Origin of the sequence: Ralstonia sp. GX3-BWBA (assembly GCF_003290055.1) — a bacterium.
Classification (GTDB): Bacteria; Pseudomonadota; Gammaproteobacteria; order Burkholderiales; family Burkholderiaceae; genus Ralstonia; species Ralstonia holmesii.
This window is the reverse complement of record NZ_QMKS01000024.1, coordinates 49,383-61,527: the sequence shown is the minus strand read 5'-3', so window position 1 is coordinate 61,527 and position 12,145 is coordinate 49,383. Positions and strand designations below refer to the sequence as shown.

Annotated in this window: 11 protein-coding genes; 6 read left to right on the top strand and 5 right to left on the bottom strand. The window is 65.1% G+C overall.

Features of this window, described 5'->3' with window-relative positions; all coding sequences use genetic code 11:
- Positions 1–3: 3 nt before the first annotated feature.
- Complete coding sequence (locus DOD19_RS22880; protein ID WP_024978504.1) at positions 4–1,581, bottom strand: polyamine aminopropyltransferase; 1,578 nt, start codon at positions 1,579–1,581, stop codon at positions 4–6.
- A 183-nt stretch (positions 1,582–1,764) separates the two neighbouring features.
- On the opposite strand from DOD19_RS22880, the gene DOD19_RS22875 reads away from it, so the two are divergent.
- The 5 genes from DOD19_RS22875 to speD all read left to right on the top strand — a co-directional run bounded on the left by DOD19_RS22875 (position 1,765) and on the right by speD (position 5,397).
- Positions 1,765–2,154, top strand: coding sequence for a DUF350 domain-containing protein (locus tag DOD19_RS22875; protein ID WP_024542578.1), 390 nt, complete (start codon positions 1,765–1,767; stop codon positions 2,152–2,154).
- A 49-nt stretch (positions 2,155–2,203) separates the two neighbouring features.
- A complete protein-coding gene (locus tag DOD19_RS22870; RefSeq protein ID WP_112188332.1) occupies positions 2,204–3,256 on the top strand; it encodes an SPFH domain-containing protein in 1,053 nt (350 codons plus the stop codon).
- Positions 3,257–3,344: 88 nt separating this feature from the next.
- Positions 3,345–4,793 (top strand): DUF4178 domain-containing protein, encoded by a 1,449-nt coding sequence (locus tag DOD19_RS22865; RefSeq protein ID WP_112188330.1) that lies wholly within the window; start codon positions 3,345–3,347, stop codon positions 4,791–4,793.
- Positions 4,790–4,975: a hypothetical protein gene (locus DOD19_RS22860; protein ID WP_024978507.1), complete on the top strand. Its 186-nt coding sequence runs from the start codon at positions 4,790–4,792 to the stop codon at positions 4,973–4,975. Before DOD19_RS22865 ends, DOD19_RS22860 begins: the two co-directional genes overlap by 4 nt.
- Positions 4,972–5,397, top strand: coding sequence for an adenosylmethionine decarboxylase (gene speD / locus DOD19_RS22855; protein WP_112188328.1), 426 nt, complete (start codon positions 4,972–4,974; stop codon positions 5,395–5,397). The genes DOD19_RS22860 and speD overlap by 4 nt, the downstream gene beginning before the upstream one ends.
- A 1-nt stretch (position 5,398) precedes the next feature.
- On the opposite strand, the gene DOD19_RS22850 is transcribed toward speD, so the two are convergent.
- Positions 5,399–6,445 (bottom strand): sensor domain-containing diguanylate cyclase, encoded by a 1,047-nt coding sequence (locus tag DOD19_RS22850; RefSeq protein WP_112188326.1) that lies wholly within the window; start codon positions 6,443–6,445, stop codon positions 5,399–5,401.
- 99 nt (positions 6,446–6,544) lie between these two features.
- Positions 6,545–7,930, bottom strand: coding sequence for a class II fumarate hydratase (gene fumC, locus DOD19_RS22845; RefSeq protein ID WP_112188324.1), 1,386 nt, complete (start codon positions 7,928–7,930; stop codon positions 6,545–6,547).
- Positions 7,931–8,065: 135 nt separating this feature from the next.
- Between fumC and mdtD the strand changes: the two genes are divergently transcribed.
- Positions 8,066–9,538, top strand: a complete 1,473-nt coding sequence (mdtD, locus tag DOD19_RS22840) for a multidrug transporter subunit MdtD (RefSeq protein WP_112188322.1) — start codon at positions 8,066–8,068, stop codon at positions 9,536–9,538.
- A 25-nt stretch (positions 9,539–9,563) separates the two neighbouring features.
- Here mdtD and DOD19_RS22835 read toward each other — a convergent pair whose 3' ends face one another.
- Together DOD19_RS22835 and DOD19_RS22830 are read right to left on the bottom strand one after the other, a co-directional pair.
- Positions 9,564–11,714 carry an ATP-dependent helicase gene (locus tag DOD19_RS22835; RefSeq protein ID WP_112188320.1) on the bottom strand — a complete coding sequence of 717 codons (2,151 nt, stop codon included), beginning with the start codon at positions 11,712–11,714 and terminating at the stop codon, positions 9,564–9,566.
- 88 nt (positions 11,715–11,802) lie between these two features.
- The gene (locus DOD19_RS22830) at positions 11,803–12,120 is read right to left on the bottom strand and encodes a hypothetical protein (RefSeq protein ID WP_024978513.1); all 318 of its coding nucleotides are present in this window, start codon (positions 12,118–12,120) and stop codon (positions 11,803–11,805) included.
- Positions 12,121–12,145: the final 25 nt, after the last annotated feature.

Below are 12,145 nucleotides of genomic sequence, written 5' to 3'. Positions count from 1 at the left end.
TCATCAGCGCAGCACGCCGTGCCAGTCTTCTTCGAAATACCGCACCAGCGATTGGTTGTTCAGCCGGTTCGGCTCCACCTGCGGGCGCGGCATGTCGGGCGCGAAGCTGAACATCTGGTGCGTGGTGTCGGCATCCAGGAAGCGTGTCGGCACGCGGTACGACGTGGGCGGCTGGAAATCCGCGCGGCCGGGTGCGGCCAGGATGAAGCCCCATTCACCAAAGGACGGCACGAGCGCGTGGTACGGCCACGTGCGATAGCCGGCTTCCTTCAGGGTCGCATCCACACACCAGTACGAACGCGGCGCGAAATACGGTGACGTGGCTTGAATGACGACCAAGCCTGTATCCGCCACATGGCGCGACAGCAGCCGATAGAACGGCACCGAATACAGCTTGCCGATGCTGAAGTTCGACGGGTCTGGAAAATCCACGATGGCGACGTCGAACATGTCGGTAGCGGTCTGCATCCATTGCGCGGCATCGGCGTTGACCACCGTCACGCGCGGGTCGCTGAACGCATGCTGATTGAGCGCGACCAGCGCTTCCGCGTGCGAGAACAGGTTCGTCATGCGCGGGTCCAGGTCAACCAGCGTGACGTGCTCAATCTGCGGGTACTTCAGGATCTGCCGCAGCGCGAGGCCGTCGCCACCGCCCAGCACCAGCACGCGCCGCGCACCCCGCACCGATTCCAGCGCGGGCAGCACCAGCGCCTCGTGATAACGGTATTCGTCGCGCGACGAAAATTGCAGGTTGCCGTTGATGTACAGCCGCAGGTCGTCTTTCCAGCGCGTCACCACCAGCCGCTGATACGGCGACGAAATCGCGTGGATGATCTCGTCGCCAAAGAGCGCACGTTCAGACCAGTGCGTGAGCTTGTCCGATGCGCCAAAGCCCGCGAGCAATGCCGCTGCCACTGCGCCTGCGCGCCACGCCATTGCCGTGCGCATGCGGGCCGTGAGCGCCAGCTCGGCGCGGAAGTGCCAGAGCGTCCAGACCGCAATCGCCGTATTGAACAGGCCGAAGAGGAAGCCGGTACGCACCAGCCCCAGGCGTGGCGCCAGCACCAGCGGAAAGAGCAGGGACACCGCCAGCGCGCCCAGGTAATCGAACGTCAGCACGCGGCTGACGAGATCGGAGAACTTTGCCTGGCGCCGATGCAGCATGCGCATCACCAGCGGGATCTCCATGCCGACCAGCACGCCGATCACCATCACCAGCGCATACAGCACCAGCCGGAACGGGGCCGATTCCAGCGCAAACAACGCGAACAGAGCTGCAGCGGATACGCCGCCGAACAGCCCGACCAGCAATTCCAGATCGACAAAGCGGGCGAGCAGCGCGTCATCCGCCACGTAGCGCGAGAGCCACGAGCCGATCCCCATCGCAAATAGATAGGCACCGATGATGGAAGAGAACTGCAGGATGGAATCACCCAGCAGATACGAAGCCAATGCCCCGGCAATCAATTCGTAAGCGAGCCCGCACGAGGCGACCACGAAGACGGCGAGGACCAGCAAGGCATTGCCGCGGCCCGCAGGCTGCGTGGGTTCGTATGTGGCGTCAGGCTGCGGCGTCGACATGCTGCGAAGTGGAAAATGAAGGTGCGTTAACAAACGGCGGATGCCAAGGCGAGCGCGATTGTGCCGCCTTTTTTCCCTGCCTGCGAGCCGGCTGGTGCATGGCCGCATCGGGGGGTACGCAAGCGGCGCATCAGCCGCTATAGTGACGCCACCTATGTACTGCACGGCCTTCCCATGCCCGACATGACCGCTCCCGTGATCGCCTACGCCTCGCACCTGCTGGCAGGCGCCGTGGTGTTCTCCGGCTTCTTTTTCGTCTATCTGCGCCTGACGCCGTATGACGAGTTCAAGCTGATCCGTGAAGGCAATATTGCGGCGGCGCTGTCGCTGTCCGGTGCGCTGCTCGGCTTCGTGCTCACCATTGCGTCGAGCATCACGCATGCCGATGGCCTGGTGCCCTTTCTGTTCTGGGCGGTGATGGCGTCGGTGGTGCAATTGATCGTCTTTCTGGTGCTCACGCGGCTGATGCCGGACTACCGCCTGCAGATCGAGCACAACAATATCGCCGCCGGTATGCTGTTTGGCGTGAGCGCGCTGGCCGTGGGCGTGATCAACGCGGCGTGCCTGTCCTGACCTTGTTCTGATTGTTCCTGCCCCGCGAATCATCGCGAAGGAGTTTGCTGTGAGCCTGTCCAGTTTCATCAAGAAGCAGTTCATCGACATCCTGCAATGGACGGAGAGCGAAGATGGCGTGCTTGCCTGGCGCTATCCGATGCAGGACATGGAAATCCAGAACGGCGGCACCCTGGTCGTGCGCGACTCGCAGATGGCGATGTTCGTCAACGAAGGCCAGATCGCCGACGTGTTCAGCGCCGGCACCTTCAAGCTGACCACGCAGACGCTGCCCGTTCTCACGTACCTGAAGAACTGGGACAAGCTGTTCGAGTCCCCCTTCAAGTCCGATGTCTATTACTTCAGCACGCGCCAGCAACTCGGCCGCCGCTGGGGCACGCCGCAGCCGGTGACGGTGCGCGACAAGGATTTCGGCATGGTGCGCCTGCGCGCCTTTGGCGTGTATGCCTACCACGTGGCCGATCCGAAGCTGTTCTACCAGCAGGTGAGCGGCACGCGCGACATCTACACCGTGGATGAAGTCGAGGCGCAGCTTGGCCCCGTCATCATGGGGGCGATGGCCACCGCGTTTGGCGAATCCGGCGTGCCGTTCCTGGACCTAGCCGCCAACCAGATGCTGATGTCGAACAAGGTGCGCGAGGCGCTGCTCCCGCAGTTCACGCAGTACGGCCTGGCGCTCGACAGCTTCCAGGTGTCCAGTGTGACGCTGCCAGATGAGTTGCAGGCCGCGCTGGATCGCCGCATCAGCATGGACATGACCGGCGACATGCAGCGCTTCACGCAATACCAGACGGCCGAATCGCTGCCGCTGGCCGCGCGCAACGAGGGCGGCATCGCCGGCACGGGCGCGGGTTTGGCGGCAGGGCTGGCGATGGGCCAGGCGATGGCCGACAGCCTGCGCACGGCGGTGCAAGGCAACGCAGGTGGTGTGGCCGCGCCGGCGGCTCAGCCTGCAGCTCCAGCGGCTCCAGCGGCTCCAGCAGCGGATGATCCGACCGCACGCCTGGCCAAGCTCAAGGAATTGCTCGACAAGGGCCTCATCACGCAAGCCGACTTTGATGCCGGCAAGGCTGCCGTGCTCAAGGCACTGACCGGAGGCTGAGCTTCGGCCCCGCTGATCGGATGACCGGGCGGCACCGCAAGCCGCCCGTTTTTCTGCGCAATTTTTCGCGCAATCGAACGACCTGACCATGTTTCATGCCAACTGCCCGGCGTGTGGCGCGCCGGTGGAACTGAAGTCTGCTGCTGCCGTCATGGCGGTGTGCAGCTTCTGCAAAAGCACGCTGCTGCGCGACGGCGAGACGCTGTCCGACATCGGCAAGATGTCTGCCGTGCTGGAGGACTACGCACGCGTGCAGATCGGTACCACCGGGCGCTACAAGAACAAGGCGTTCACAGTCGTCGGGCGCATCCAGTTGCGTTACGACGCGGGTTTCTGGAACGAGTGGTACGTGCTGTTTGACGACGGCACCGATGGCTGGCTCGCAGAAGCGTCGGGGCAGGTCACGATGACGTTCGCGCGAGGCACGCCGGCCAATGCGGTGGCGTTCGAGGCGCTGCGCCCCGGCCAGCTCTATGACGCCGAGGGCGCGCAATTCACGCTGTCCGACGTGCGCGAGGCCGATTGCACAGGCGGTCAGGGGGAATTGCCGTTCCGCGTGGGTGAGGGCTGGCATGCGCGCGTGGCCGACGGGCGTCGCGAAGACGCCTTCATCACGCTGGATTACTCCGACGGCACGGCCCCCACGCTCTACGTGGGTGAAGCCACCACGCTCGACGTGCTCAAGTGTCAGCTTCTGCGTACCGACGCCGAGATCAAGGAAACCGCCGGCCGCGTCCCGCGCAAGCTCACGAATCTCGATTGCCCGCAGTGCGGCACGTCGATTCCGTTCAGCCCCGGCCTGACGGGCCACGTGCTGTGCCCCGGCTGCGGCGCCGCCATCGATGCGGCCACGCCGCGCGGCGACATCATTGCGCGCGCACGCTCGGTGCCGCAGGTGGCCACCACGTTGGAGCTGGGCGACAAGGCGCTCATCGACGGCCAGCAGTGGCAGGTGATCGGCGTGATGCGCCGCGCGGTGGTCGACGGCGGCGGCGAATGGTTCGAATACCTGCTGTACACGCCCAAGCGCGGTTTCAGCTGGATGGTCGAAACCGATGACGGCTGGTTCCGCGCGAGTGTGCTCGACCGCTGGCCCACCCAGAAGGACGGCCGCACCGCGGTGCTAGACAGCAAGGTCTACGCCCGCGACGAGGACTACACCTCGCGCGTGACCTACGCCGCTGGCGCCTTCAACTGGCGCGTTCAGGCTGGTGACCAGACGCGTGTTGTCGAATACACCGCGGGCCAGGAAAGCCTGGCTGCAGAGAGCGACGCGCATGAACTGACGTGGTCCAAAAGCACGCCGGTGAGCGCTGCGCAGATCAAGGCCTGGTTCGGCAAGGTGGTGGCGGAGCCGGCCAAGACTTCGTCGTCGAGCTACATGACGGTGGCTGTGGTCGCCTGCGTATTGCTCGGTTTACTGAACCTCGTGCCGTTCTTCATGGCGCCGGGCTCGGTGTTCGGTATCACGTTCTTTGCGGCGCTTCTGTTGCTGGTGCCCGCGTGGCTGGTTGCCAAGATCGGGGGCGGTGAATGAAGAACTGGTTCGTTCTCTACGCCGTGGCCGTGGTGATTGGCGCGACCTATATGGATTGGAAGGCCGGCTTTACCGCGCCGCGCACGCCGTCGTACGGCAGCAGCACGGGCGGCTCGTCTTACTGGGGCGGCTCGTCGGGCGGCAGCGGTTATGGCGGCGGCTTCAGCGGGGGCCACAAGTGACGCGGACTGACGCAGCGCTTTCAGTGGAGGAAGCATCCGCCGCCGTGGGTGAGCATCTTCTGCTCGATCTGTACGGCGTGGCGCCTACGCTGCTGCGCAATGCCGCTGCACTGGAAGCCGCGCTGCGCGATGCTGCCGACGCGCTCGGCGCCACGATCCTGCATGCGCATCTGCATCGTTTCGATTCCGTGCGCACGGGGTTGTCCGCTGGCGAGCAAGGCGGCGTGACCGGCGTGTTGCTGCTTGCTGAATCGCATCTTTCCATTCACACGTGGCCCGAGCACGGCTTTGCGGCCATCGACGCGTTCATGTGCGGCACTGGCACGACGCATGCCGCGCGCGCGGTGTTCGAGCGTGCGTTGGCGCCGGAACGTGTTGACGTGCGCGTCGCCCGCCGCGGCGGCGAGCCGGCCCCGAATTGATTTACACCGGCTGGCCGTCGAATATCACGCGATTGCGCCCCAGCCGTTTGGCAGCCAGCAGCGCGGCATCGGCACGCATGATGAGGTCTGTGGGTGTGCAGAGGTTGCGCCCCGGCTCGCAGCTCGCCAGGCCCAGGCTGATGGTGCAGCGGATGGGGCCCTCCAGTGTGGCAATCTCCAGAGCCTCCACCGTGCTGCGCAAGCGCTCCGCAATGCTGGTGGCCTGCAGGGTGGTCGTATCGGGCAGCACCACCAGGAATTCTTCGCCGCCGTAGCGGCCCACCGAGTCGATGGGGCGCGAATTCACCCGCAGCGTGCGTGCGATCTCAATCAAGACCGCATCGCCTGCGGGATGGCCGTAGGTATCGTTCACGCGCTTGAAGTGGTCAACGTCCACCACCAGCAATGAAAGGGGCTGCCTATGCAGCATCGCGTGGCCGCATTCGCGCGCGAGCAGTTCCATTGCGGCGCGCCGGTTCCAGATGCTCAGCATCGGATCGGTCAGGCTCTCATGGCGCGCGACCTGCAGCTCGGTCAGGATGGACCGCTGCGTTTCGCTCAGTTCGCGTTCGCGAAAACCCGATTCCACCCAACTGGCCAAGTCGTTGAGCAGTTCTTGCTCGGCGTGGCCAAATGCGCGCGGCTTCTGGTCGATCACGCAGAGCGTGCCGACGGCGTAGCCCGCGAGGTTCCTGACGGGCCGCCCGGCATAGAAGCGGATGTGCGGCGCGCCGGTAACGAGCGGGTTATCGGCAAAGCGGGGGTCTGCCATGGTGTCGGGAATGACCAGCATCTGGTCTTCGGCCACGGCATGTCCGCAGAACGAGATGTCGCGCGGGGTCTCGCGCACGCTCAGACCGATGCACGATTTGAACCACTGGCGCTGGGCGTCGATGAGCGACACGAGCACCGTGGGGGCGTCAAACACCCGCTTGGTCGTGCGCGTGACGCGGTCGAACAGTTCCTCATCCGGCGTGGACAGCAACAGCATGTCCTGGAGGGAGGCCAGACGTTGTGCTTCGTTATCCGGAATGGGGGCGGGTTTCATGCGCAGGGGGGGGGCGCCGGTCGGGCCGGCGCGCTTGAAACGGGCAATGGGAGAGGGATCGCCCACGCATAGCAAGCCGCAGGCCCGCCATACATCACGTTAGCGGCCGACCATGTTCTCTGGCCGCACCCACGCATCGAACTGCTCGGGCGTGACATAGCCCAGCGCCAGAGCGGCTTCGCGCAGGCTCGTGCCTTCCTTGTGCGCCTTCTTGGCGATCTGCGCCGATTTGTCGTAACCGATATGCGGGTTGAGCGCCGTCACCAGCATCAGAGAGCGCTGCACCAACTCGTCGATGCGGTCGCGGTTCGGCTCGATCCCCAACGCGCAATGGTCGTTGAAGCTGCGCATGCCGTCGGCCAGCAGGCGCACGCTGTGCAGGAAGTTGTAGGCGATCATCGGGCGGAACACGTTCAGTTCGAAGTTGCCCGACGCGCCGCCGATGTTCACTGCAACGTCGTTGCCGAAGACCTGTGCACACAGCATCGTTACGGCTTCGCTCTGCGTGGGGTTGACCTTGCCCGGCATGATGGACGAGCCCGGCTCGTTTTCGGGAATGGAGATCTCGCCCAGCCCGCTGCGTGGGCCGCTGGCCAGCCAACGGATGTCGTTGGCAATCTTGGTGAGGCTGGCGGCCAGCGTCTTCAGCGCGCCGTGCGCATGCACGAGGCCGTCGGCCGATGCCATGGTCTCGAACTTGTTCGGCGAGGTGATGAAGGGCAGGCCGGTCAGTTCCGCCAGTTCTGCCGCCACCTGTTCTGCGTAGCCGGTCGGGGCGTTCAGGCCCGTGCCGACGGCCGTGCCGCCCAGCGCCAGTTCGCACAGGTGGGGCAGGGCGGCGTTCAGGTGCGTCTCGTTGTGCTGCAACTGCGCGACGTAGCCGGAGAACTCCTGGCCCAGCGTGAGCGGCGTCGCGTCCTGCAGATGCGTGCGGCCGATCTTGATGATGTCGTTGAAGTCCTCGGCTTTCTTGGCGAGCGTCTCGCGCAGCGTGTGCAGCGAGGGCAGCAGGTGCTGGGTGATGGCCGTCACGGCCGCCACATGCATTGCCGTGGGGAACACGTCGTTGGACGACTGGCTGCGGTTCACGTCATCGTTCGGATGCACGAGGCGCGCTTCGCCACGCTCGCCGCCGAGCAGTTCACTGGCGCGGTTGGCTAGCACCTCGTTCATGTTCATGTTGGTCTGCGTGCCCGAGCCCGTTTGCCAGACCACCAGCGGAAATTCATTCGGGTGCTTGCCGGCGATGACTTCATCGGCTGCACCCACGATGGCGTTGGCTTTCTCCGCGGGCAGCAGCCCGAGCCGCTGGTTGACGACGGCGCTGGCACGTTTGATGCGAGCGAGCGCGTCGATCAGCTCGCGCGGCATGCGGTCGCCGGCAATGTCGAAGTTCTGCAGCGAGCGTTGCGTTTGTGCGCCCCACAGGTGGTCGGCAGGGACTTCAATGGGGCCAAAAGTGTCGCGTTCGGTACGGGTGGTCATGGCAGAAGGAAAGGCACGAGGTGACTGGGATGAACGCTCCAGTATAGGCAGAGCCCAGTGCCCTTGTTGGCGGTAGGGCGGATACGTCTGCTCGGCCGGGTACAGCGTTTGCGGGCTCGGGCGAGGCACGCCACAATGACGGCTGCCTCGCACACCGTGCTGCCCCTGCCCCGCCACATGCCCACCACGCCCTCCGCCTCCGTCGACAAATCGCTGAAACCGCTCCTCTGGCTGGTGGCGATGGGTCTGTTCATGCAGACGCTCGATTCCACCATCGTCAACACCGCGCTGCCGGCCATGGCGCGCAGCCTGTCCGAAAGCCCGCTGAAGATGCAGTCGGTCATCATCGCGTACACGCTGACGACCGCCATGCTGATGCCGGCTTCAGGCTGGCTGGCCGATCGCTTTGGCACGCGAAAGATGTTCTTCGCCGCGATCTTCCTGTTCACCATTGGTTCCTTGCTCTGCGCGGAATCACGCAGCCTCGACATGCTGATTGCCTCGCGCGTGGTGCAGGGTGTGGGCGGCGCGCTGTTGATGCCTGTGGGGCGGCTGACGGTGCTGCGCGTGGTGCCGCGCGAGCAGTTCTTGCCCGCCATGAGTTTCGTCACCATCCCGGGGCTGATCGGCCCGCTGATCGGCCCGACCTTGGGGGGCTGGCTGGTGGAGGCGGTGTCGTGGCACTGGATCTTCCTGATCAACATTCCCGTGGGCGTGATCGGTGCGCTCGTCACGCTCAAGGTGATGCCCGATGTGCACGCTGAAGATGACAACGGTTTCGACTGGTCCGGCTACCTGATGCTGGCCTTCGGCATGGCAGCGGTGTCGTTCTCGCTCGACGGGCTCTCGGAACTGGGCTTCCAGCACGCGACGGTGCTGGTGCTGCTGGTCTTCGGCCTGGCCGCGCTCACGGCGTACTGGCTGCACGCGGGGCGCGTGGCCGGGCCGCTCTTTCCGCGCACGCTGTTCGGCATTCCGAGCTTTTCCATTGGTGTGCTGGGCAACCTGTTTGCGCGCATCGGCAGCGGCGGGATGCCGTTCCTCATTCCACTGCTGCTGCAGGTGAGCCTGGGGTACACGCCACTGCAGGCCGGGCTGATGATGGTGCCGGTGGCCGCTGCCGGCATGGCCGCCAAGCCGTTGGGCACGTGGGCCATCAAGCGCTATGGCTATCGCCGCATGCTCTCTGTCAACACGGTCATGGTCGGCCTGATGATGGCCAGCTTTGCCGTGATGACGCCCAATGTGCCGGTGTGGCTGCGCATCGTGCAACTGGCGGTTTTTGGCACGTTCAATTCGATGCAGTTCACGGCCATGAACACGCTCACGCTCAAAGACCTGAGCGGCCCGCTGGCCAGCGCGGGCAACAGCATGCTCTCGATGGTGATGATGCTGTCGATGAGTCTGGGTGTGGCCGCAGCGGGCGCGTTGCTCACGGGTTTTACCGACTTCACCGCCGGGCCGGAAGGGCGCGACACGCTGGCTGCATTCCACAAGACGTTCGTCTGCGTGGGCGTCATGACCTGCGCGGCCGCGTGGATCTTCGCGCAGCTCTCGCGCTTCGAGTCAACGCACGTCGTCAAGCGGCCCGAGATGGAAGTGCATTGATTGCGCGCTTCGGCCGCCGCGCTGGCTACTTTTTCCAGTAGCCGCGCATCTTCTGGCTCAGGTCTACCTTGGCTGCGGCACGCGCTTCTGCCGCAGGGTCCGCGCCGGGCTCCGGTTCCGGCCATGCACACGCTTCGAACATCGGCAGCAGCGCAGGCGGAATGAACCGCGTGCGCGACGCGTAGATGTGTCGATCGCCATTGGGTGTTTGCTGCGTGACGTAGAAGCGCTGGGGCACCAGGATGTCCAGGTGCTCGCGCGCACGGGTCATCGCCACGTAGAGCAGCCGGCGTTCTTCTTCCAGTTCTTCATGCGAACCGGCGCCCAGATCGGCCGGCATGCAGCCGTCCACGGCGTTCAGCACATACACCGCCTTCCACTCCTGGCCTTTCGATGAGTGGATGGTCGAGAGGATCAGGTAGTCCTCATCGCGGTACGGGTCGCCCGATTCATCGCTGGTCAGCTCGGGCGGGTCGAGTGTCATCTCGGTCAGGAAGCGCTCGCGCGTGGCGTACGTGGCGGCCATGCGGGCGAGCTGATCCAGATCGCCCTGGCGCACGGCTGCGTCGTCGTGCAGGCGTTCCATGTGCGGCGCGTACCAGGCGCCTACGGCTTCGAGTTCGCCGGCCCATTGCAGGCTGTCTTTGGGCGCGCGCAGGATTTGCATGAGCGCGATCAGCGTAGACCAGTCGCCGGCCAGGCGTGCCGGTGGCTCGTAGGCAAGCAGAGCGGCAATCGGGTCCGCCGCTTCGGCCATGGCGTCGAGCACGCGTGCCGCCGTGGCAGGGCCCGCACCCGGCAGCAGCTGGATCACGCGAAACCCGGCGATGCGGTTGCGCGGGTTCTCGGCCCAGCGCAGCACCGAGAGCACATCTTTCACATGCGCGGCTTCCAGAAACTTGAGGCCGCCGTATTTCACGAACGGGATGTTGCGGCGCGTGAGCTCGATCTCCAGCGGCGCGCTGTGGCTCGCGGTGCGAAACAGCACCGCCTGCGATTTCAGCGTCAGCCCGCCTTCCCGGTGATGCAGCACCTGCTCGGCCACGCAACGCGCCTGCTCGGCTTCATCGCGCACCGAAATCAAACGCGGACGATGCGTCGATGCGCGGTCCGTCCACAACGTCTTGGCAAAGCGCTCCGTTGCGAAGCGCATCACGCCGTTGGAGGCATCCAGAATCGGCTGCGTCGAACGGTAATTGCGCTCCAGCAGCACCGTGTGCGCGGGCCGCGAAAAGTGGCGCGGAAAGTCGAGGATGTTGCGCACCGTCGCCGCGCGAAATGCGTAGATCGATTGCGCGTCGTCGCCCACCACGGTAACGCCGCGGCCGTCGGGTCGCAGCGCACGCAGGATGGACGACTGCAGCCGGTTCGTGTCCTGGTATTCGTCGACGAGGATGTGGTCGAAGCGTGCGCCAATCTCGGCCGCCAGTTCCGCGTCGGACACCATCGCGTGCCAGTAGAGCAGCAGGTCGTCGTAATCGAGCACATGCTGCGCCTGCTTGGCTTCGACATACGCATCGAACAACGTGCGCAACTGCGTTTCCCACATCGCGCACCACGGAAAGTGGTGCTTGAGCACGGCATTCAGCGGGCTCTCGGCGTTGATGGCGCGCGAGTAGATCGCGATGCACGTCTGCTTGAGCGGGAAGCGGCGCTCCTTGGTCGACAGGTTCAGCTCATGGCGCACGACGTTGAGCAGATCGGCCGAGTCGCTGCGGTCATGGATGGTGAAATCGGGCGCGAGGCCGACGCGCTCGGCGTATTCACGCAGCAGGCGCGCGCCGATGCCGTGGAAGGTGCCGGCCCAGGGCAGGGTGGTTTTGTAGGACGTGCCGGCCGAATTGAGGGCGTTGTTCAATCGCTCGCCCTGCATGGCGCGCGCCAGCAGGTGGCCGGCGCGGTTGGACAGCTCGCTCGCCGCCCGGCGGGAGAACGTCAGCAGCAGGATGCGTTGCGGATCGGCCCCGTTGGCTACCAGATGCGCCACGCGCCAGCCCAGCGTGTGCGTCTTGCCGGACCCGGCACCGGCCAGCACGAGGAGCGGCCCGGTTTCCGCCGCGTCCGCCCCGGAAATACCGAACTCGACCGCCTGGCGCTGTTGGTCGTTCAGTTGGGCCAGGTAACCGGGGCTGGCCGGGGCATTGGCGGTGTCTGGGGTGGAGGAGGCGGCAAGCACGGCAGGGCGTCACAAAAAATAACTGTATGAATATACAGCACTGTGTCGCCTGCTTTCGGAAAGTGAGGGCGGTGAATGGAGGAGACGATCAGATCCCGTCCCGCAGCGTCTTCGCGAAATCCTGCGGTGAAGCCCGCCGGTTGACGGCCTCCACCAGGTCCGCCAGGAACCAGGGCAGCACGAGCTGCGTGCCCGGATCACTCAGACCGACGCGTAGCCGGTCAGGAGATGCCGGTTCGGCGGCTTTGGCGGGCTGGATCGGCTGGGCCGGCTGGCTGTGCGCGAGCATCCCTTGCAAGTCCTGATCGGTGAACGTGAAGGTCGACGTGGTCAGGGCCGAAGCGGACATTGCTGCCGACATCAGCGTGGCGGCCACGACAAGGTGTTTGAGGGTGTTGGCAGGCATCGTGGCCTCCAGAACAGAACGGTTG